Source organism: Clostridium nigeriense (assembly GCF_900086595.1).
Classification (GTDB): domain Bacteria; phylum Bacillota; class Clostridia; order Clostridiales; family Clostridiaceae; genus Clostridium; species Clostridium nigeriense.
The window spans coordinates 780207-803334 of the sequence record NZ_LT575472.1; the positions used below are offsets into that span (position 1 = coordinate 780207).

A 23128-nucleotide genomic window follows, 5' to 3' on the forward strand; every position below is an offset into this window, starting at 1 on the left:
GAAAACCTTTCTTAGGTGCTTGTTTAGGAGCAGGTGTTGGTGGAGCTGTAATGGCTTTATTCAAAGTTGGAGCAGTTGCAATGGGAGTATCAGGATTACCATTAGCATTATTAATAGCTGATGGAAAAATGATAGTATTCCTAGTAGGTGTAGTAGCATCTTATATAGCTGGATACCTATTTACAGAAATGTTAGGATTTGAAGACCCAATAGAATAATTAAGAATTAAAAATGAAGAATGAAGAATTAATGATATAACTCAACGAGTTGAGTTATTGAAATGGAAATAAAAAAAACTCCTACGGGAGTTTTTTTCCTAAATTTTTAATTTTTAATTTTACATTTTACATTTAAGAAGGTGGTATTTTATGAGTTATGGTTTTTCAGTTTATTTTGGGTTAGATAATACGAAAGAGGAAAATATTCAATTACTTAAAGATGCACACAATCTTGGATTTACTAGAATATTTACATCCTTACACATTCCAGAGGCTAATTATGATATTTTAAAAATAGAAGTTAGAGAGTTTTTTAAACTAGCTAAGGAATATGAGATGGATATAATTAGCGATATATCTCCTAATACTTTTAAATTTTTAGACTTAGAGGATATGGATTTAAAAGGACTTAGGGATATGGGAGTAAAAACTATAAGAATTGATTTTGGCTATAGTGAAGAAGAGATAGCTAAGATGAGTAAAAATAATTATGATATAAAAATTCAATTAAATGCTTCTACTATTACAGAAGAATTTTTTTATGAATTAGATAAGCATTCTCCTAATTATGAAAATATTGATGCTCTTCATAATTTCTATCCTAGAGTAGGAACGGGTATTTCGGAAGAATGTATGATAAAGAAAAATAATTTATTAAAACTAAGAGGAATTAAACCTTGTGCCTTTGTTCAATCAAATAATAGAAAGAGAAGTCCTTTAAAGGATGGTCTTCCAACTCTTGAGGATCATAGAGATTTAGGGGTAAGGGAAGCTTCTAATCATTTATTTGCATTAGGAAATACTTCTGTATTTATTGGAGATTCCCTTCCAAGTATTTCAGAACTAAAAGAATTATCATCACTAAGTCCAGATGTAATAGAACTGGATATAGAAGTAAAAACTGATGATAAGGTTATTCTTAGATTATTAAATGAAGTATATTCTTCAAGAACAGATGAGGCAAGAGATGCTATTAGAGCAAGTGAAAGTAGACTTATATTAAATGGAGATATCATAGAACCTTTTAATACAATAAAAAAGGAATATGGAGATATAACAATAGATAATAAGGAGTATCAAAGATATATGGGTGAGCTACAAATAGTAAAAAATAATCAAAAGAAAGATAATAGGACAAATGTTGTAGCTTCTGTTTTACAAAAGGATTTTTATTTATTAAAATATATACAGAGTGGTAAAAAATTTCACTTTAATGTAAATAAATAAAAAGAATAGTAGGGTGGAAAATGAACGTATTACAATATATTAAACAGAATTTTGAGAGTTTTACTGATAGAGAAAAATCAATAGCAGAATACCTTTTAAGTAATAAAAAAAGTATTATTAGTATGTCAGCAAAGGAAATAGGAGATGTAACAAATACATCAGCTCCAACAGTAGTGAGATTTTCTAAAAAAATAGGTTTTGATTCATTAAATGAAATGAAGTTACAATTATCGTTAAACTTACAAAGTGATGAAGATAATGCAGATTTTGAATATCTTCATAGTGATTTATCTACAAAAAATATAATTAGAGGAGTAAAAAGCTCAATAGACTCCATAATGAATCAAACTGTTGGGGTATTAAAAGAAGAAGAGCTAGAAAAGGCTATAGATATATTAAATAAAGCTAATAATGTTTATATATTTAGCGTAGGTAATTCTAGTTTAGTAGCTATGGATTTTTATTACAAGTTAAGTAGAATTAATAAGAGATGTATAGCTCATAATGATACTCATTTACAAATGACTGCATCAGCACTTATGGAAAAAGGTGATGTTGCAATTGCAATTTCATATTCTGGAGAAACTAAGGAAGTATTAAAGTGCGTTGAAAATGCTAAAAAAGATGGGGTACCTGTTATAGCTATTACTAAATCAAGCATAAGTAATACATTAGCTGATCTATCTGATATAGTATTAAGAGTACCTTTTGTTGAAAAATCTTTAAGAGAAGGGGCTATGAGTTCAAGAATTTCACAGTTAGCAGTAATTGATATGTTATTCTTAGGAATGGCAAGAACAAACTTAAAGGTTGTTGAAGAAAAGCTAAGGGTAACTAGAAAAGCAATAGAAGAATTTAAAGTTAAATAATAAAAATAGAATATAATTTATATTATTAAAGGTTGTGGTTTAAACTACAACCTTTTTTATATTACTAACACAAATGATTAATATTTCATGTTTTTGCAAATAATAAATCTATCTAATGGGAAAAATACTTTAATGTTTATGAGTTTAAATAAAGTAATAAGAAAGGGGATTTATTTGTGAAAGATGAAGTAGTTAAAAACAGTAGAAAAACTGTCCTTATGGAATTAAATGAAGCTTTTAAGGGGATTATTCATAATCATAAATATCTAAATAAGTTAGTAAAGCAGGGAGAAGAGGTTATCCCTTCAGCTGAATGGATTTTAGATAATATTTATTTAATAGAAAAGGAATTTAAAACTATAAAGCATAACCTTCCTTATAGTTACTTTGAGAAGCTACCTAATATAGAGATAGAGGGGATAAGTTATCCTAGAATTTATAGTTTTGCAAAGGATTATATAGATGTAAACCAAAGCATTAAAGATGAGGAAGATCCAATTAAATTTATAAATAATTTGAATGAAGATTTTACTATTGGAGAGTTATGGGCATTTCCATTGATGTTAAGAATAGCTTTAATTATAAATCTTGCATTAATAGTAAATGATATGGTGGTTCTTCAAAAACAAAGATTAGGTGCTAAGGATTTAGCTAATATAGTAATAGATTATTATGAAAATAAAAATATAGAATCTCTGCTATCAAAGATTGAAGAAAAATATCCTATAATAAATAGAAATAATGATAATAAAAATGAAATTAATTATTTAGGAGAAGATAAAAGCTTACATGATGGCTTATTTTCACCTGAATTTATAGATAAGTTCTTTAGCATTTTAAGAGATAATTCCATTGAGGATGAGAGAATATATAATTTCGCATTAAAAAGATTAAAGGCAGAAGAAAATAGTAGTTTTGAAAAAGAAATAATAAAGGAACATATTAAAGAAGGAAGTATAGCAACAGCTATTGGATTAAATATAAATTCCTTAAGAATAATGGATTCGATTAATTGGAAAAAGTTCTTCCAAGAAACTTCTAAGGCAGAAAAACTATTAATGAAAGATCCAGCTGGAGTCTATAATAATATGGACTTTGAAACTAAGGACTATTATAGGCATAAAGTTGAAGAAATATCTAATAAAACCAATATAGATGAAATTCAATTAATAAAAGTTGCTTTAGAACTTAGTAGCCTATATTTAGATGATAAAAATTTATACAAAAAGCATATTGGTTATTACTTGGTAGATGATGGAGTAGAAGAGCTTTTAAGAAGGTTTGGAATAAATAAAAATATAAATAAAGGAATTCCTGAAACATCATATATATTATCTATAATAATTGGAACTATTTTAGTTGATTTAGTTATTTTATTATTAACGTATTTTATACCACTAAGCTTTAGCTTAGGGCAATATATTTTTGCATTTATTTTAATGCTCATTCCCTCTAGTGAAGTTGTGATTTCTTTATATAACTGGTTTATTGCAAAGATCACAAAGGTTAGCTTTATACCCAAAATGGATTATCCTAATGGGATACCTGAAGAAGATAAGACTATAGTAGTTATTCCATGTATTTTTAGTAATGGCAGTGATGTAATTAATTTATTAAAAAGATTAGAAGTTTATTATTTAGCTAATAGAGATAAGAATATATACTTTGCTTTGCTAGGAGATTTATTTGATAGCAATAATGAGAATGAGGATATAGATAAAGATATTAATGAGGAAGGATTAAGATTTATAAATAAATTAAATGAAAAGTATTCAAAGGAAGACAGTAATACTAGGTTTTTCTTCTTAAATAGAAAAAGATTATTTAATCCTTCTGAAGGAATATATATGGGCTATGAAAGAAAAAGGGGAAAGCTCATGGAGTTTATGGCCTTAATAAAAGGAAATAAGAAAACTAGTTATAATATAATAAGCTCCAATATTGAAGTTTTAAGAGATGCTAAATACATAATAACACTAGATAGTGATACCTTCTTGCCTATAGGTAGTGCAAATAAAATGATTTCAGCTATGAGTCATATTTTAAATAGACCATATATTGAAGGAAACAGTGTAATAAGAGGCTATAGTATAATGCAACCTAAGGTAAGCATTAATTTAGAAGATAAACATAAAACTTATTTTTCAGAGATTTTTGCAGGGGATGCTGGGGTAGACGCATATTCAATAGCTTCTTCAGATACATATCAAGACTTATTTAATGAAGGTATATTTACTGGTAAGGGAATTATAGAAATTAATAGTTTCTACAATATATTAAAGGATGAAATTAAAGAAAATACTGTACTATCTCATGATTTAATTGAAGGAGCTTTAACTAGGTGTGCTTTAGTTACAGATATTGAAGTTGTTGATGGGTATCCATCAAGTTATTTATCAAGCGCTTTAAGATTACACCGATGGGTAAGAGGAGATTGGCAAATAGCAGGTTTTTTATTTTCGAGTAAGCTATCTCCTATATCTAAGTGGAAGATATTTGATAACCTTAGAAGAAGTCTTCTAGCACCAAGTCTATTAATTGGTTTAATTTCAACTTTAACAATACTTAGGGGAGCAGTTCAAATTTCAATCCTATTATTTTTAGCTATAATAGTTCCATTAGTTTTTACAGTTACAGATTTTGTTGTTACCCCTAAAAAGAAGCTGATGGGAACTTTTAAAAATATAAGGCAAATAATACTTATTATAAGTTTTATTCCATACCAAGCTTATTTAATGATAGATGCTATAGTTAGAACTTTATATAGATTAATGATATCTAAGAAAAACTTACTTCAATGGAAAACTGCTGAGAAAGTAGAGAGGTCAGTTAAAAATACTTATTCATGGTATTATGAAAAAATGTGGATTTCCCCAGCTATTGCTATATTTATATTTACTGTTAGTTTTTCAAATTCATTTGAAATAATAATAACGACTATACCAATAGCTATTTTATGGGCATTAGCTCCAATGATTGCATGTAGAATATCAAAGGAATACAAGGTTATAGAAGATAGGCTTGAAATTGAGGAAGAAGAGTTTTTAAGGGAAGTATCAAGAAGAACTTGGGCTTATTATGAAGACTTTGTAAATGAAGAAAATAACTATTTAGCTCCAGATAATTATCAAGAAAAACCTTATAAAGGTATAGCTCATAGAACTTCACCTACCAATATTGGAATGGGCTTAATTAGTAATATAGTTGCCTATGACTTAGGTTATCTTTCAATAGGAGAAGTTATTTATAGACTCGAATTAATATTAGATGGAATGAGGGGACTTGAAAAATACAATGGTCATTACTTAAACTGGTATGATACAAAAACAAAGTTATCCCTATGGCCAAGATACATATCCACAGTAGATAGTGGAAATCTTTTAGGATACCTGTGGATAATTAAGGAAGAAATTAGAACTTTTAGAAATAAAGCAATAGTTAGGGAAAAAGAAATATTAGCATTAAAAGATACTTTTTCCTTAGTTAGAAAAGATGATAAGGAAGAATTTTATGATGGGCTTCCAGATGATATAAAATTAAAGGATTATAAAATTGCCTTAGAAGAAGAATTACAAAAGATTAAGAGCAAAATAGAAAAAATTAATGAAAATAAGGATGAAAAGAACAATAAGGAGTATTACTGGCTAAAAAAATTAAAAAAAGAAATTGAAAGAAAAATAGATTTTTATGATTTTGTTTTTGATGGAATTGAAAAGCTAGTATTAGATTCCTTTAATGATTATAGAATGCCAAATTTACTTCAAATTATTAATACCTTACAAGATATTAAAGAGGCTTCTGGAGAGGAGTTTCAAGAAATACTAGATAAGAAAATAGTTAAACTTAAAGAATTTGATGAAAGAATTAATATATTAGCATCAGAAATTGATAGTATTATGGAAGATATGAAGTTTGGATTCCTATACAAAAAAGAAAGAGGATTATTTGCTATTGGATATAATATAGAAGAAAATTCATTAGGAAACTCTTATTATGATTTAATGGCCTCAGAAGCAAGAATAGCTTCATTATTATCCATAGCAAGAGGAGAAATCCCAAAGGAGCATTGGTATAACTTAAGTAGAAATATGACTAAGGCTTTTGGATATAAAACATTAGTATCTTGGAGTGGAACTATGTTTGAATATTTCATGCCATTTCAAATAATAAAAAACTTTAATAATACTATTTGGTCTTTAACTTATTCTTCTGTAGTCAATTCTCAAAGAGCTTATGGAGAAAAGAAAAATATACCTTGGGGAATATCTGAATCTGCTTATTACGAGTTCGATGTAAGCCAAAATTATCAATATAAAGCTTTTGGAGTTCCTGGAATAGGGTTAAAAAGAGGATTAGAAGATGAAGTTGTAGTTTCACCATATTCATCAATTATGACACTACCTTTAGATAAAAAATCATCTTTAGAAAATCTAAAAAGGCTTTATGATTTGAAGGCTTATGGAAGATATGGATTTATTGAGGCAATAGATTATACTAAAGGAATTGAAGATCCTAAAGAAGTTAGATGCTACATGGTTCACCATTTAGGAATGTCACTGCTTGCCTTAGATAATATATTAAATAGAAATATATTAATGGAAAGATTCCATAGTATTCCTGAAATTAAAGCAGTAGAAATTTTATTAAAGGAAAGAATTCCTGAAAATATAGTTTTTGATAGAGATATAGATATTACTAATACAAATAATAAAATAATGGAAAGAGAAAACTTTATACCAAGGGTATTTACAGGAAGCAAGAGAGAAAATCCAGAGGTTTTATTACTTTCTAATGGTAGCTATTCTACAATGATTTCTGATAATGGTAGTGGATACTCTAAAAAAGATGATATGACTATTTATAGGTGGAAGGGAGATAGTACTTCTGATAGTAGTGGAATGTTTTTTTATATTAAGAATTTAAATTCTAATGACTATTGGAGTGCAACCTATGAACCATGTAAAGAAGAAAATGAGGATTATACAGTTGAATTTACCTTGGATAAAGCAAGGTTTGAAAGAAATGATGGTAATATAAATACTAAATATGAAGTTATGTTATCTAGTGAAGATAATTTAGAAATTAGAAAAATTACCTTGAAAAATAATGCAGAAAAGCAAAGAACTATAGAAATAACTAGCTATTTAGAAGTTACATTGCAGTCCTTTGAGGGGGATGCAGTTCATCCTAGTTTTTCTAATTTATTTATAAGCACAGAGTATAATGAAGAAGCTAAGGCTCTAATAGGAAATAGAAGACCAAGAGCAGAAGGTGCTACTACTCATTATATTTTTCATAGTGTAGTAAGCAATAATGAATTAGAAGGGGACTTAACTTATGAAACCTCAAGGCTTAATTTCATAGGAAGAAACAGAAATTTAAAATCTCCAGAAGTTATGGATAATGATGCACCACTTCAAAATACAGTAGGAACTGTATTAGATCCAATTATGAGTATTAGAAGTAGAGTTACATTAAAACCAGGGGCAGAGGGCGTTATTTACTACTTAACTGGAACTGGAGAAAGTAAAGAAGAAGTATTAGATTTAATATACCAATATAAAGATATTCCTATAATTGAAAAATCCTTAGATTCATATAATTATTCTACTCAATTAGAGCTTAAACATATAGGAATTAGATCAGCTCAAGCTAATATATATCAAAGCTTAGCCTCTTATTTACTTTATCTTCATAGTGGAAGAAAGAATAGAGAAGAATATATAAAAAATATTAATATGAATCAAGAAAACTTATGGGCTTATGGAATATCAGGAGATTTACCAATTATATTATTAATTATTTATGGTGAAGAAGACATAGATTTATTAAGGCAAGTTATTAATATGCACTATTACTTTAAAAATAAAGGGATTAAAAGTGATTTAGTAATTTACAATGAAGAAGAATTATCTTATGAAGAACCTTTGCAAAAGGATATAATATCTACAGTTAAAAACTCTGTGGAAAGAGAAAATATAAATAAGGCTTCTGGAATATTCATTCATAATAAATCAACTATGGTTGAAGAAGTTAAAAACTTCTTAATAGGTATTTCAAGACTTTATATAGATTCTAAAAATGGAAATTTAGCTAATCAGTTAATAGAAGCTACTAATTTTGATTATGAAGGATACAAAAAGAATGAAGAAGTTGCTCCAATTAACAGAATTAAAGTAAACATAAATGAAGGTTATTATATTAAAAACTTTGGAGTTAAGGATGATGTTAATAATAAAATATTAGAAGAAAAAGATGTTTTATCATCAACTAATATAGATTTTAGTAATTTAATAAATAATAATAATGAAAGTAATGAAGAAGAATTAGATTTAGATTTCTTTAATGGATATGGTGGATTTAATAAGAAGGATAAGAGTTATGTAATTAAGCTTAAAGATTATGAAAACACTCCAGCACCTTGGATAAATGTAATTTCTAATAAAGATTTTGGATTTCATATTTCAGAAGTAGGCTCTACTTATACTTGGTGTGGAAATAGTAGAGAAAATAAAATTACTCCATGGAGTAATGACTGGGTAGTAGATCCAACTGGAGAAGCATTATATATTAGAGACAATGATATTGGAACATACTTTACTATCACTCCAATGCCAGTTAGAGATGGTGGAGAGTATATAATAAACCATAGCTTCGGATATTCTACTTTTAAGCATACAGCCTATAATATTAAAGGAGAAATGCAGGTATTTTGTCCTAAAAATGAAAAGCTAAAGCTTTGTAAAATTAAGCTTAAAAACTTATCTACTTCTAGTAGAAATTTATCCTTGTTCTATTATGCTCAGTTAGTTCTTGGAGTTTATAATTATGGAAGTGCAAAATATATAAGTACTAATATTAAAAATAATTATATTTATGGAGTAAATCCATATTCTAAATATTTTGGAAAGCTAAAAGCGTATTTATCTGTATTAGGTGAAGAAAATCAATATTTTACTGGGGATAGGAAGAGTTTTATTGGAATAGGTGAAGATTTAAGTCATCCTAATGCATTAAAAATAGAAAAACTAAATAATTTAAGTGGAAGCATATATGATCCTTGTTTGGCTTCTCAAATTAATATTCAATTAGAAGCAGGAGAAGAAAAAGAAGTAGTTATAATTTTAGGAGAAGAAGAAGAGGAAAGTTTAATAGAAGAAAAAATAAATAAGTATAAAGATATAGAAGCTGTTTATTTGGCATTAAATGAAGTAAAAGATTATTGGTCAAATTTCCTAGGAAATATACAAGTAAAGACACCAGACCCTTCTATGGACTATCTTTTGAATGGCTGGTTAATGTATCAAACATTAAGTTGTCGATATTTATCACGAACAGCCTTTTATCAAAGTGGTGGTGCTTACGGATTTAGAGATCAACTTCAAGATTCAATGTCTATAGGTATTTTAAATCCTTCGATAACTAGAGAACAAATATTAAGAAGTGCATCTAGACAATATTTAGAAGGAGATGTTCAGCATTGGTGGCATCCTGTTATTAATTCAGGTATAAGAACTAGATTTTCAGATGATTTGTTATGGTTACCTTATGTAACTATAGAATATATAAAATCCACAGGAGATTATAGTATTTTAGACGAAGAAGCTCCTTATTTAGAAGATGAACCATTAAGAAATGGAGAAGATGAAAGATATACTATAGTTAATACTTCAAATAAAAATGGAAATATTTACGAACATTGCTTAAAAGCTATAGATAGAGGCTTAAAGTTTGGAAGACACAACATACCTTTAATGGGAAGTGGTGATTGGAATGATGGAATGAGTACTGTTGGAAATAAGGGTGAAGGAGAAAGTGTTTGGGTAGGTTGGTTCTTATATAAAATCTTAGATGGATTTAAGGAAATTTGTAGTTATAAAAAAGATGATGAAAAGGAAATGGAATATATAGGCTTCCAAGAATTTATTAAAGAAAACCTTGAAAAAAACGCTTGGGATGGAGGCTGGTATAGAAGAGCCTACTTTGATAATGGAAAACCTTTAGGTTCAAGAGAAAATGATGAATGTAAAATAGATTCTATAGCTCAAAGCTGGTCTATAATATCTAATGCAGCAAAAGAATCAAGAGTTTTAGAAGCTATGGAAGCAGTAGATAGGTATCTTGTAGATAAAGATAATGGATTAATTAAACTTCTAGCTCCTCCTTTTGATAAATCTAGCTTGGAACCAGGTTATATTAAAGGCTATGTTGCAGGAGTTAGAGAAAATGGTGGTCAATATACTCATGCAGCTGTTTGGGTAATTCTTGCATTAACCAAATTAGGCTTTGGAGATAAGGCATGGAAGTATTATAATATGATAAATCCAATTAATCATGCTAATACAGAGTTAGAAGCAAGACGATATAAGGTTGAACCTTATGTAATGTCAGCAGATGTATATATTAAAGAGCCTCATGGTGGAAGAGGAGGCTGGAGTTGGTATACTGGAGCTTCTGGTTGGATGTATAAGGTTGGAATTGAGGACATATTAGGCTTAAAGAAGATAGAAGGAAAAGGATATATAATAGAGCCTTGTGTGCCTGAATCTTGGAATAGTTACAACATTAATATAAAAAATGAATTTGAAGATTACAACATAGAAGTTAGGCGAAGTAAAAATGGAGAAAATAAAGGTATATTTATTAATAACAAGATATTTAATGATAGAATTATTCCTAAAAATAAAGGTACTCTTAACATACTAGTTGTAATATAAACTTTGTACCATTGTAAAATAAATATTAGTTATGTATAATTTTATTAACAATATATAAATTATACATAACAACTAGGGGGATGATTATGATGGGTTATACAATGGGAGAAGTTAAGAGAATAGCTCTTATTGCTCATGACAATAGAAAAGAGGCTTTATTAAACTGGGCATGTGAAAATAAGGAAGAATTAAAAAAACATAAACTTTGTGGAACAGGAACTACAGCTAAGCTAATTACTGAAAAAACAGGATTAGAAGTAAGAGGTTTTGAAAGTGGTCCTATGGGTGGTGACCAACAAATAGGTGCTGCTATAGTAAATGGTGATATTGATATAATGATATTCTTTTGGGATCCTTTAACATCACAACCACATGATCCAGATGTTAAAGCCTTACTTAGAATAGCTGTATTATATGATGTAGCTGTTGCTATGAGCAAATCTAGTGCAGATTTTCTTTTAAGCTCCATAAAAATAAATGAAGTATATGATAGAAATGTTATAGATTATTATACTCGTATTCGAAAGGATAATTTTTAAGAAGGTGGAGATTTAATGAACAAAACTAAAAGGGCTATTTTTGAATCAGCTATAAAGGTTTTTTCAAATTGTGGTTATACTGGAGCAACTATGGATGAAGTAGTAGCAAGAGCAGGAGTAGCTAAGGGTAGCTTATATTATCACTTCAAAAGCAAGGAAGAACTTTTCATATTTATTATTAAGGAAGGTATAAATCTTATTCATGAAGAAGTTGATAAGGCAACTGAAGGTATGGATAATCCTTACGAAATTATACAAGAATCAGTTAAGGTAATGCTTAAATATGTTTATGAAAATAAAGACTTATTTAAAGTTATAATTAGCCAACTATGGGGCACTGAAGAAAGAAATGATATGCTAAGAAATGAGATAAAAATTCTTATAGATAATAGCACTACTAAGTTTAAAGCTGTAATCCTTGGAGGTTTTATTGAAAATGAAGACCCTGAACTATTAAGCTATAGCTTAGTAGGAGTATTAGTTTCAGCAGCTCTTTATGAAATAATTAATGAAAAAGAATATGACCATGAAGAAGTAGCCAAAAAGTTTATGAAGTATTTTGAATATGGAATAAACAATAAATCAATGAAAAATGAATAATGAAGATAAATATTTATATTATATTATTTATAGATATATATAACTTTATATAAACCATTTGAAGCAACTAAGTTTGAAATGTAAAAAAATTGGAGATATGAAAGATGGGAAATGAAAAAATATATAATATGAGTTTTGGGAAAATATATTCTCTTTTAGTAAATAAAGCTATTAAAAAGAATCGTACTATTGATGAAGTGAAAGAGATAATACATTGGCTTACTGGTTATACTTTTGAAGAGATAGATAAGTTAGAAAGTATGGAAGTTACTTATTCAGAGTTTTTTCAAAATGCCCCTGAATTAAATCCTGATAGAAAACTTATTAAAGGAACTATTTGTGGTGTAAAAATAGAAAATATTGAAGAACCTCTTATGAAAGAAATACGATATCTTGATAAGTTAATTGATGAATTAGCAAAAGGAAAAAGTATGGATAAAATCTTAAAGCGTTAAATAAGAGAGTATAGTTTAATCAATAAATAAATTTAAATAAGCATAATTTTATTAAATTAAAATAATCTACTTTATTCAATTGATTGTAAAGAGATAGATATTATATGACTGCTACTTGGGATATTCCAAATAGCAAAAATATAATATTTATCTCTTATTATTTTTAATAAATTTAAACTTGAAAAAGATTACTAATGATAAAATATAAAAGTTAACTACAAATATTGACTAGTCGGTACAAAAGTAGTATAACTATAACATACTGATTATTGACTAGTCAGTACAAAAACTAAATAGAAGGTGATTTATATGAATTTCCTAAGAATTGCAAAGGAAGACATTAAAGGCATTCTGAAGAATAGATTTATACGAGTGTCAATAATCGCAATTATAGTAGTTCCTCTTTTATACTCGTTACTATACTTGTATGCCTTTTGGGATCCCTATTCAAAGTTAGAAGATATTCATTTAGCAGTAGTAAACAATGATAGTGGTACTGTTATGGATGGGGAAAAGGTAAACTACGGAAATGATATTGTAGATGAGCTTAAATCCAATAATGAAATTGGTTGGGAATTTACCACAGAAGAAGAAGCTAATGAAGGCTTAGAGGGTAAAACCTACTATGCTAAAGTGGTTATCCCAGAAGATTTTTCATCTAATATAATATCAGCAAAAGAAGGAAAACCAGAAAAAGCAAAAATTGAGTTTGTAACTAATGATAAGAAAAACTTCTTAGCAGCTCAAATTAACTCAAAGGTTGAAGCAGAACTTAAGGGAAAATTAAATTCTAGTATTTCAAGTAACTATATTGAAGTAGCCTTTGACAGTTTATATGAAGCTAAGGATGGATTAACTCAAGCAGCTGATGGAAGCAAACAAATTTATGATGGTTTATCTACCTTAAATGAAAAGGTGCCAGAATTAGCAGATGGTGCTAACAAGTTAGGGGATGGGTCCTCTCAATTATTAAATGGACAAGTAGCTTTAAATAATGGTATAAGCGAAGTTTCTAATGGATCAAAAGCTTTAAACCAAGGACTTGGACAATTATATGATAAAGTTCCTACATTAAGCAATGGAGTAAATGAATTATCAAAAGGAACTTCTGATTTAAAAAATGGAATTTCTACAGCAAATTCTGGATCAAAGCAAATTGCTGATGGAAGTAAGAAATTATACGATGCCTATACTTCAACTATCTATCCTTCAGTAGGAAAGTTAAGTGCAGGAGCAAATCAATTAAATAATGCATTAAGTGCAGGTAGTGAAGATATAGCTAAATTAAATGCTGGTGCTAATTTAGTAGCACAAAGTTCAGATGCAATATCTGCTGGATATAATGATATTTATAATGGAATTAATACTTTAGTTTCAGGAGTATCAGATTCAGCAAAAGCAAATGCAGCAGTTATGGATTTATTAACAAAAGCAAATGCAACAGAGGATATGGCTACAAAAAATGCTTTAATTAATAAAGCATTACAAATTACTCAAGGAGTTAATGAAAAAGCTCAAGCCAGTGCTGAAGATGTAACAAAATTAGCACAAGGAAATAGCTATTTCAAGGGAAAACTTAATGAATATACTACTGGTTCAAAAGAAGTAGCAAATGGTACAACTTCATTAATTTCAAAGGTTTCTGAAGTACAAAATGGAGTTAGTGCATTAAATACAGGATTAAATGCATTAAATTCAGGATTAAATCCTTCAACTAGTGAATTTGGAGTTGGATTAAAAACTATTGCTGAGAGTACTAGTAATTTAAGTACTGGATTAAATGCTATAGATTCAGGCGCTAGCAAGTTAAATGCAGGAGTTAATAGTTTAGGTTCTAATATTCCTACATTATCAGCAGGAATAACTGAACTTTATAATGGTTCATCTGCTTTAGCAAATGGTACCAATGAATTATCAAGTGGTTCAAATAAATTAGTCAATGGACAACAAGAATTAAATTCAGGTATTGCTACTTTAACTTCAGCAGTTCCAGAGTTAACTGATGGTGTTAATAAACTTTATGATGGTAGTAAAGAATTAAGTACTAAGTTAGATGAGGGTGCTAATAAATTAAAGGATGGATTAGTTAATAGTGCTAAGGAGATGGGAGACTTTGCTTCACAAGCAATAAATATGAATGCAGAAGCAATAAATGCTATTCCTAACTATGGTACAGGTTTTGCACCATATTTTATGCCATTATCATTATGGATAGGTGCAATAATGATGTTCTTCGTAATTCCTTCTAAATTAAAGGATGAAGAAAATCTATCTAAATTTGATAAAGTTTTTGGAAAATACTTATCTTATGCTTTTGTAGGAGTTTTACAAGCAATATTAGTAAGTATTGTAGTATTAATGTTAGGTTTAAAACCAACAAACATGGGATTGTATTTTGCAACTAATATTTTCTTATCACTAGTATTTGTTGCAATAGTTCAGTGTTTAATATCTCTATTTGGAGATGCAGGAAGATTACTTGCAATAATATTACTAATACTTCAACTTACGGCTTGTGCAGGTACATTCCCATTAGAAGTAGTGCCTACATTCTTTAAGGTATTAAATCCATTTATGCCTTTCACGTATGCAGTACAAGCATTAAGAGAAGTCATATCAGCAGATGTTATAAATTACAGTATAATAGGACAAGACTTCTTAATACTAGGATTAGTTTTAGTAGTGTTCCTAGCAATTTCAGTTCTATTAAAGAATTTTGGAGAAAAGCTAACTTCTGCTATTGAAGGAAGAAAAGAAGCTTTAAATGATTAGAAGTTAAATTGAAATGGACTGCCTTAGGCAGTCCATTAATTATTTTCAAAAACTCACAAGGAGTTTTCTCCTGAATGCTACATTCTTAATTCTAAATTCTTCATTGTGCTTTAGCACTCTTCTACTCTTGTTAAGCAAATAAATCCTACAACAAATAAAATTATTAAACTTAAAATACCATTTCTAGTTTGTCCAGTTGCTTGGGTAATTATAGCAACAAGGAAAGGTCCCATAATAGCAGCAAACTTTCCAAATATATTATAGAAACCAAAGAATTCATTTGCATGTTCTTTAGGAACCATCTTACCAAAGAATGATCTAGAAATTGCTTGGATACCACCTTGAGCAGAACCAACAGCCATAGCTAAAATCCAAAAATCAACTGCAGTTTTGATGAAATATCCATAAATACAAATTATAGTATAAGTAATTATTCCAAGATAGAGTAACTTTTTACCACCAATTTTCTCTGAGAGCTTACCGTATAAAATTGTAAATGGAAAAGCTACAAATTGTGTTAGTAATAAAATAATTAATAGGGTTATCATAGATATTCCAAGATCAGTTCCATAGGATGAAGCCATTCCAATTATAGTATCAACTCCATCAATATAGAAAAAATAAGCAATTAAAAATAAAAATATATTTCTATGGCTCTTAATTTCCTTTAAAGTTAAAAACAATCTTTTAAAAGATTTTTGAACTGGATTTGTTTCTGGCTCAACATAATATATTTGATTAACATTTTTAAGTAGAGGAACTGAGAATATTAACCACCAAGTAGATGTAATTAAAAATGTTATCTTACATGCAAGAGGAAGAGATATAGGCAATATATTTTTTTGAGAAAGTAAAACAATTGCTATAGATATTATAAAGGGAATAGTACTTCCTATATATCCAAAAGCAAAGCCATAGGATGATACCTTATCCATTCTTTCCTTAGAAGTTACATCAACTAAGAAAGCATCATAAAAAATATTAGTTCCAGAAAATCCAACCAAGGTAAACCCATAACAAATTAATAATAAAATAGGATTATTTTCTGGGATAAAGGCAAGTAGTGTAGTAAATAAAACACCTATTGTAAAGAAAAATTTAAAAAATTTCTTTTTATTACCTTTATAATCCGCTATAGTTCCAAGGATTGGAGCAAGTAACGATACAACCATTGTAGATAATGAAATTGTATATCCCCAAAGAGCAGTAGAGTTAGAGGAAGACATTCCACCAGATTCTGCAACGGATTTAAAATATATTGGGAGGATTGTTGATGTAATTGTCATTGAATAAGCTGAATTAGCCCAGTCATAAAGAGCCCAACTTTTTTCTTGTTTATTTAAATTTTTCATATTTTAACCTCTCTTTTAGTTAATAAGCAGTAGTTAACAATTAATATAGAAATTCAAATTACTGAATTTCTTCCTTTAGTATATTTACTAGGCAATTTACAAATCAAGAATTCTATCTTCAGCTTTGCCATCAGTTTTTCCAAGATTAACACCTAAAAGTTTAGCAATGGTAGGACCATGGTTAATGAGGCTTCCGCCATCTATTTTAACTCCCTTTTTTATACCTTGCCCAGAAGCTATAAAGAAAGTATTGTAGTCAGATTTCTTAGGGTGATAACCGTGAGTTGACTTAGTTCTATGAGAAACTTTTCCAACTTCATCTTCTTTAACTTCTTCAACTATATTTCCAATAGCTTCATCAACAAAATAGTAGTTTAAGTTAGCTTCCACCATAAAGGTGCAATTAGGATCAGCACCCTCATTTTCAGCTTCCTTTGAATTTAAAATAAATTCAATAGGTGAATTAGCATTATTTATAAGTTTTTCTAATATATCATGGACCTTGTTATAAGTTTCAGTATCATTTTTATCTTTTAAGTAGATATAAGAAGAGCCATCACAGGTTTTTGCAACTGCCTTATAGGATTTTATAAGTCCTTTTTTACTTACTTCTAAAAGCCCATTTTCTCTAAATAAAGAGTTAAGTCTAATTATATAATTTCCATCTAAGGCACTATGATCTCCTAAAGCCACTATAGTACTTTCCTCAAATATATTATTTTCTTTTAAAGTTTTAATAATTTCACCTAATCTTTTGTTATGTCTTAATAAAGCAGCATTTGCTTCCTTGCTATCATAGCCATAATTATGTCTATTAGTATCCACATCTGTATAATGAATAAGTAGTAAATTAGGTTTATATTTAGAAATAGTATATTTTACAGATTCATGTACAAAGTTATCTAAAGCAGGTTGAGATAATCCATCTCTTAAGTAACCAAATCTTTTATTTAAATCCAATTGATATTTTATACTTCCAGATAAAGCAGACATAACTAGTTGGTTTTGCCAAGGCTTTGGAGCAAAAATTTCAGTTAAATTGTATTTAATATTACTACGACCAGCAACTGGCCATAATAAAGCTGCTGTAGTTAATCCTTTTTCAGATGCTAAATCATATAAGGTTTTAGTTTTTATGTACTTTCTATACCAGTACCAATTAGGATTTATATCTGAAAATTTATTTAAAGTATTATTTATAATTCCATGATTCTTTGGATACATTCCAGTCATAATTGTAGCATGGGCTGGATAAGTTAAAGTTGGATATACACTTTCAACATTTGTAATTAAACTTCCATTATCTATTAAGTATTTAAAGTTATCTAATTCTTGTAATTTCTTTATATCATGGGATGAAACAGCATCAAATGATATGATAATCAAATATTTTGGATTCATAAATATCACGTCTTCCTAAAATTAAATTTATATTCTAATTATACATAATAATTCCACAAATTAGAATATAAGTCAACGTTATAATGCTGTTAAAAAGATTAAATAAATTTAATGAAAGTATGATATATTGAATATAAGATGAAAATTTATGGAGGAAATATGATAAAGATACTTATTGTAGAAGATGAAAAACAAATCAGTAAAGTAATGAAATTATATCTTGAAAAGGAAGGATATAATGTAACTTTAGCTACTGATGGAAAAGTTGCTGAAGATTTAATAGATAATAATTTATATGATTTAGTTGTATTAGATATTATGATGCCATATAAGGATGGTTGGTATCTTCTAAAGAAAATAAAATCTATAAATAGCAAGACTCAAGTTATAATAACTAGTGCTAGAGGAGAAGAGGAAGATAGAATTTTTGGGTTTGAATTAGGTGCTGATGATTACATGGTAAAGCCAATTAGTATGAGAGAACTAGTATTAAGGGTATCTTTAAGATTAAAAAGTACAATTAAAGATATAGTAAAAGAAATAGAGTTAGGAAATTTAAAAATAGATGAGGATAATAGAAGGGTATTTGAAGATGAAAAGGAAATTATACTAACCCCAAAGGAATATGACTTGATGTTATTTTTTATAAAAAATAAAAACAGAGTTTATTCAAGGGATGATTTAATCTTAAAGGTTTGGGGATATGATTTTTATGGAGATACTAGAACTGTTGATACTCATATAAAGAAACTTAGAGAGAAAATAGAATTTTTTAAAGAAAATCTAAAAACAGTTTGGAGGGTAGGCTATAGCCTTACATTAGAAGATGAATAAAATTAGTAAAAGAATTATAAAATATATGTTTATAATAAACCTTATAGTAGCCTTTCTTGGTTTTCTTTTAACATCTTTCATATTACCAAAGCTATACATAAATAATGAATATTCTAGTTTAGAAGCGGCTAGCCAATATGTATTAGAAGCTGCTGAGAATAATACATTAATAGATTTAGCAAATGTATATGCTGTACTAATTAATGATAATGAAGTTACCAATATGTGTAGACCAAGTGGAAATGGAAGAGGTCACATGGGACAAATGGGAATGATGAATCAAATGCAACAAATTGATTTTAGCAGTATTAAAGGGAGAGATATTTTTAAGGATAAAAGTGGAAATTCATATATAGGAATAAAAATTTCTTCGGCTTATGGCGATATAGTAGTTTACAAAAATTATGAGGAGATTAGGTCATTAATTAAAAGTGTTAACTTAATTATGATATTAATTTTCACATTTTCAATTATTATGTCAACTATTATTGCTTTTTATTTAGGTAAAAAATTTACTAATCCAATAGTTGCATTACAAAAAAGAGCTTTAGATATTTCTAAAGGAAATTATAAGAGTAATTTAAATATTAACACTAGAGATGAAATAGAAGATTTAAATAATAGTATGGATAAAATGGCGAGAGAGCTTGAAATAAAAGACAAGATGCAAAAAGAATTTATCAGTAATGTAACACATGATTTAAAAACTCCACTAAGTGTAATTAGAGCAAATAGTGAGGTTATAAAGGATGGTTTAGTAGAGGGAGAAGAAGTTATTGAATATGCATCCAATATAATTGAAGAAGTAGATGTACTAGCAAACTTAGTAGGTGAAATATTAGTATTAAGTAAATTAAGAGATAATAATAAAATAATTAATCCTATAAGTTGTAGTTTAGAGGAATTTATAAAAGATAGTTTTAATAAATTAAAAAATATAGGTAGCGATAGTGTAAATTTGTTTTTTGAAATAGATGAGGATATAAAAGACTTATATGTACCTATAGATAATAATTATTTATTTAGGGTTCTATCGAACTTTTTTACTAATGCAATTAAGCATTCCAAAAACTCTAAGGAGAAAATTATATTTGGAGTAAAGAAAATTAATGATAATATACAGATATATATAAAAGACTTTGGAACAGGAATAAAAGAAGAAGAGGTTAAATATATATGGGAGAGATATTATAAAGGTGAAAGTAGTGGAGGAATGGGGTTAGGATTAGCTATTTCTAAGGAAATAATACTAGCACATAAATTTACTTATGGAGTAATAAGTGAGCTAGGTAGTGGTAGTGAGTTTTACTTCAGTATTCCAAAAGAATTAATTAATAAAATATAGTTTTCACAGTTTCATCACAAATCCATCAATAAACTATAAAAATTAATAGTTATGATATAAGTATAAATTAACTAGGAGGTATAATAACTATGAAAAAATTACTTTTATCATTATCAATAATTGGAGCAATAACTGTTGGTGCAGGGGCGATAACTTTTGCAGCTGATAATAATGGAGAAACTGTAAATGATAATACAACTGTTAATGAATCAGTAACAAACAATGAAGATGATACTTACTTTAGAGGTAACCCTGATTGTCCATATTATGAAGAAGGAAGAGGACAAAATAATGGTGAAGGAAAAGGGTATGGATTCAACTCACAAAATGGAAATAGAAGAGGCTGTGGCGGATCTAGAGGCGGAATGATGGGATACAGAAATAATCTATAATAATAGGTAATAAAGTGGTACAAATTTTTAGTTTGTACCACTTTATTGCTTAAAGGATAAAATTAGATACTAATTTTGAAAGTTCACCGGATAATTCAGCTTGAGTTTCAGCTGTATTAAGCATTTTACTTATAGAACTTGTAGTATAATTAATACTATTTTTTACTTCATTTACATTTGAAGAAGAGCTTTGAGACATTGTAGCTAGAGTTTGGATGGCAGTACTTAATTCAGACATTGTAGCTGATACTTCTTCAGACATTGCAGCTATGTTTTCACTCATTTCTCTAATAAACATACCATCATTTTTATACTTATCCCCGATTTTTATAAAGCTATTAAATTCTTTCATAATTTCAAAGTTAATAAATTCAAGCAATTTATTACTGCTTTCTATAATATTATTAAAGGCAATTTTAACTTCAGAAATTGTATTCTTTACATTTTGAACAGAAATTTTAGATTGCTCTGCAAGTAATCTAACTTCTTCTGCAACTACAGCAAAGCCTTTTCCATGTTCACCAGCTCGAGCAGCTTCTATTGCAGCATTTAAAGCAAGAAGATTTGTTTTATCTGCAATTTCTTCAATAGAATTAGCCATAGATACAATTTCATTAACAACCTTTGCTTTTTCAATAGAGCTTTTTATATTAGCTTCAAAATTTTTATATATACTATTAGTATTATTTATTACATACTCTGTATTATCCTTAATGTTGGATGCCCTCTTTTGAATTTTTTCAGAATTTAAATTTCCATCAGTAGCTTTCTCTGAAAGGACTTCTACACTAGAACTAACTTCTAATATAGAGGCAGATAATTCTTCAGTTATAGCAGTAGTTTCTTGAATTGTAGAATTAATTTCCGTTGATGAATCATTGATTTTATTAAACTCACAAGTAACTTCTTCAATTGCTGTAGATAATCCAAGACTAGAATACTTAACCTTTTCTGTCATATCAATAACAGAATTAATAAGAAATCTTAAATTTTTTTGTGCTGTATTTAATGAATATCCTATAGCACCAAATTCATCATTAAAAGAAATATTTATATCTTGAGATAAATTATAACTAGATATTCGATTAGATAAATCCATAATTCTCTTTAAAGATTTTTTTATTCTTAAGGTTATTAAAGCTGAAGAAATTAAAACTAATATTAAAAAAACAATTAGAGTAGTAGAAGATAGGGATACAGAATTTTTAAAAATAGCTTTATTATTATTTAATGAGTCAGAAGCCCATTGCCCATTTAAATCAATTAGTCTGCTTATTTTATTATTAAAATCCTTATATGTAGAATCTAAATTTTCAATATTAATTTCTGCTTCTTTAAGTTTATTTTCTTCAACTAATTTAATAATGGTATTACATTGATTTTCAATAGTAGATAAATCGTTAACTATTTCATCAAATCTTTCTTTATCTTCATCATTATTTATTGCATATGAATATGATAACTTTAAATCTTTATTTCCTCTATTATTAGAATCTATAGTTTGAATAATAGAATTTTTTTCATATTCACTTTCAGTGTAAATTAGTAGCTTAGTACTTAAATAATTATAAGTAGCATTTTCACTTATTTTATTAATATAAGAAATGCCAAGAGTATTATATTTATATAAGTCATTAGAGGCTTGATTAATTTTTTTCATATTATAAAAATTAATGCTCCAAATTATTAATATTAATAATATAAATACTGAAAAACATAAGATAAGCTGATAAGAAATTTTAAAAAGCTTATTTTTCTTAATTTTATATAAAACCTTTTCATTTTTAGACTTAGCTTTTTTTAATATATTCATTATAAAAAAATCCCCCCCCCATAAAATAAATATATATCTAAATAAATATTAGATTATATTAATATAATTGATTTGTCTTACTATTTTTCAACACTTCACTTTTATTTGGATAATCATAAAAAGAAGTAGAAATATTACTAGAATTAATAGGTGTTGCTACATTTTTATTTTTCATAGGAATAGTTCCATCTGTTCTTTTTTTCTTATTATTAGATTTAGCCATAAATATTCCTCCTAAAATTATTTAAATATCATCATCTAAGTCAAGCTCAGGTTGCTCAGTATAATCAAATTCCATATAAGAAATATTATTTACAACAATATCATCTTCTACAGTATTAGGTAACATTGTTGATGGAGCTTCTATTTTTCCATGGCTTATTAAAGAATGTGGTTCAGGTGCATAACCAGTTCTTTCATCAGGTAAATAGACATTTTTTTTACTTTTAATTTCTGACATATAAATCCCTCCTTATATCTTTATTATTTGAGCTATATTAAATTTAATTCATAGTATTATCTTCTAAAAATTTAATAGCATAAATTTATTTTCTAAAATATGATAAAATAACTAGAGAAATAAATTAAAGATAG

16 protein-coding genes are annotated in these 23128 nt (G+C 27.8%); 11 read left to right on the top strand and 5 right to left on the bottom strand.

Annotation, left to right across the window (positions count from 1 at the left end; genetic code table 11):
* The first annotated feature begins 50 nt into the window (after positions 1-50).
* From BN6774_RS18810 to BN6774_RS04110, 8 genes are all read left to right on the top strand, one after another.
* A complete protein-coding gene (locus BN6774_RS18810) occupies positions 51-218 on the top strand; it encodes a hypothetical protein (RefSeq protein WP_235829578.1) in 168 nt (55 codons plus the stop codon).
* Positions 219-368: 150 nt separating this feature from the next.
* Positions 369-1445 (top strand): DUF871 domain-containing protein, encoded by a 1077-nt coding sequence (locus BN6774_RS04080; protein ID WP_066890296.1) that lies wholly within the window; start codon positions 369-371, stop codon positions 1443-1445.
* Positions 1446-1465: 20 nt separating this feature from the next.
* Entirely contained in the window at positions 1466-2314 is an 849-nt protein-coding gene (locus tag BN6774_RS04085) for a MurR/RpiR family transcriptional regulator (RefSeq protein WP_066890298.1), read from the top strand.
* Between the two features lie 176 nt (positions 2315-2490).
* Positions 2491-11031: a GH36-type glycosyl hydrolase domain-containing protein gene (locus BN6774_RS04090; protein WP_407922087.1), complete on the top strand. Its 8541-nt coding sequence runs from the start codon at positions 2491-2493 to the stop codon at positions 11029-11031.
* An 86-nt stretch (positions 11032-11117) separates the two neighbouring features.
* Positions 11118-11570 (top strand): methylglyoxal synthase, encoded by a 453-nt coding sequence (locus BN6774_RS04095; RefSeq protein ID WP_066890300.1) that lies wholly within the window; start codon positions 11118-11120, stop codon positions 11568-11570.
* A gap of 15 nt (positions 11571-11585) precedes the next feature.
* The gene (locus tag BN6774_RS04100) at positions 11586-12170 is read left to right on the top strand and encodes a TetR/AcrR family transcriptional regulator (RefSeq protein ID WP_066890302.1); all 585 of its coding nucleotides are present in this window, start codon (positions 11586-11588) and stop codon (positions 12168-12170) included.
* 104 nt (positions 12171-12274) lie between these two features.
* Positions 12275-12625, top strand: a complete 351-nt coding sequence (locus BN6774_RS04105) for a DUF2200 domain-containing protein (protein ID WP_066890304.1) — start codon at positions 12275-12277, stop codon at positions 12623-12625.
* Positions 12626-12934: 309 nt separating this feature from the next.
* On the top strand, positions 12935-15397 hold the full coding sequence (locus BN6774_RS04110) for a YhgE/Pip domain-containing protein (RefSeq protein WP_066890305.1): 2463 nt from the start codon (positions 12935-12937) through the stop codon (positions 15395-15397).
* A gap of 110 nt (positions 15398-15507) precedes the next feature.
* Here the strand turns inward: BN6774_RS04110 and BN6774_RS04115 are convergent, their stop codons facing one another.
* Complete coding sequence (locus tag BN6774_RS04115) at positions 15508-16749, bottom strand: MFS transporter (protein ID WP_066890307.1); 1242 nt, start codon at positions 16747-16749, stop codon at positions 15508-15510.
* A 96-nt stretch (positions 16750-16845) separates the two neighbouring features.
* Entirely contained in the window at positions 16846-18150 is a 1305-nt protein-coding gene (locus BN6774_RS04120; RefSeq protein WP_066890309.1) for an alkaline phosphatase family protein, read from the bottom strand.
* A gap of 159 nt (positions 18151-18309) precedes the next feature.
* On the opposite strand from BN6774_RS04120, the gene BN6774_RS04125 reads away from it, so the two are divergent.
* The 3 genes from BN6774_RS04125 to BN6774_RS04135 all read left to right on the top strand — a co-directional run bounded on the left by BN6774_RS04125 (position 18310) and on the right by BN6774_RS04135 (position 20721).
* Positions 18310-18984 (top strand): response regulator transcription factor, encoded by a 675-nt coding sequence (locus BN6774_RS04125; RefSeq protein WP_066890310.1) that lies wholly within the window; start codon positions 18310-18312, stop codon positions 18982-18984.
* Complete coding sequence (locus BN6774_RS04130; protein ID WP_066890313.1) at positions 18977-20329, top strand: HAMP domain-containing sensor histidine kinase; 1353 nt, start codon at positions 18977-18979, stop codon at positions 20327-20329. Before BN6774_RS04125 ends, BN6774_RS04130 begins: the two co-directional genes overlap by 8 nt.
* Before the next feature lie 89 nt (positions 20330-20418).
* Complete coding sequence (locus tag BN6774_RS04135; protein WP_066890315.1) at positions 20419-20721, top strand: hypothetical protein; 303 nt, start codon at positions 20419-20421, stop codon at positions 20719-20721.
* Positions 20722-20770: 49 nt separating this feature from the next.
* On the opposite strand, the gene BN6774_RS04140 is transcribed toward BN6774_RS04135, so the two are convergent.
* From BN6774_RS04140 to BN6774_RS04145, 3 genes are read right to left on the bottom strand one after another with little or no spacing between them, the layout of a single operon-like run.
* Complete coding sequence (locus BN6774_RS04140) at positions 20771-22534, bottom strand: methyl-accepting chemotaxis protein (protein WP_084766864.1); 1764 nt, start codon at positions 22532-22534, stop codon at positions 20771-20773.
* 58 nt (positions 22535-22592) lie between these two features.
* Positions 22593-22757: a hypothetical protein gene (locus tag BN6774_RS18470; protein ID WP_159426811.1), complete on the bottom strand. Its 165-nt coding sequence runs from the start codon at positions 22755-22757 to the stop codon at positions 22593-22595.
* Positions 22758-22778: 21 nt separating this feature from the next.
* Positions 22779-22994 carry a hypothetical protein gene (locus BN6774_RS04145; RefSeq protein WP_066890317.1) on the bottom strand — a complete coding sequence of 72 codons (216 nt, stop codon included), beginning with the start codon at positions 22992-22994 and terminating at the stop codon, positions 22779-22781.
* Between the last annotated feature and the right edge of the window lie 134 nt (positions 22995-23128).

Coding starts and splice junctions, on each gene's coding strand:
- BN6774_RS18810 (WP_235829578.1), top strand. CDS start 51: ATGGCTTTATTCAAAGTTGGAGCAGTTGCAATGGGAGTATCAGGATTA.
- BN6774_RS04080 (WP_066890296.1), top strand. CDS start 369: ATGAGTTATGGTTTTTCAGTTTATTTTGGGTTAGATAATACGAAAGAG.
- BN6774_RS04085 (WP_066890298.1), top strand. CDS start 1,466: ATGAACGTATTACAATATATTAAACAGAATTTTGAGAGTTTTACTGAT.
- BN6774_RS04095 (WP_066890300.1), top strand. CDS start 11,118: ATGATGGGTTATACAATGGGAGAAGTTAAGAGAATAGCTCTTATTGCT.
- BN6774_RS04100 (WP_066890302.1), top strand. CDS start 11,586: ATGAACAAAACTAAAAGGGCTATTTTTGAATCAGCTATAAAGGTTTTT.
- BN6774_RS04105 (WP_066890304.1), top strand. CDS start 12,275: ATGGGAAATGAAAAAATATATAATATGAGTTTTGGGAAAATATATTCT.
- BN6774_RS04110 (WP_066890305.1), top strand. CDS start 12,935: ATGAATTTCCTAAGAATTGCAAAGGAAGACATTAAAGGCATTCTGAAG.
- BN6774_RS04115 (WP_066890307.1), bottom strand. CDS start 16,749: ATGAAAAATTTAAATAAACAAGAAAAAAGTTGGGCTCTTTATGACTGG.
- BN6774_RS04120 (WP_066890309.1), bottom strand. CDS start 18,150: ATGAATCCAAAATATTTGATTATCATATCATTTGATGCTGTTTCATCC.
- BN6774_RS04125 (WP_066890310.1), top strand. CDS start 18,310: ATGATAAAGATACTTATTGTAGAAGATGAAAAACAAATCAGTAAAGTA.
- BN6774_RS04130 (WP_066890313.1), top strand. CDS start 18,977: ATGAATAAAATTAGTAAAAGAATTATAAAATATATGTTTATAATAAAC.
- BN6774_RS04135 (WP_066890315.1), top strand. CDS start 20,419: ATGAAAAAATTACTTTTATCATTATCAATAATTGGAGCAATAACTGTT.
- BN6774_RS04140 (WP_084766864.1), bottom strand. CDS start 22,534: ATGAATATATTAAAAAAAGCTAAGTCTAAAAATGAAAAGGTTTTATAT.
- BN6774_RS18470 (WP_159426811.1), bottom strand. CDS start 22,757: ATGGCTAAATCTAATAATAAGAAAAAAAGAACAGATGGAACTATTCCT.
- BN6774_RS04145 (WP_066890317.1), bottom strand. CDS start 22,994: ATGTCAGAAATTAAAAGTAAAAAAAATGTCTATTTACCTGATGAAAGA.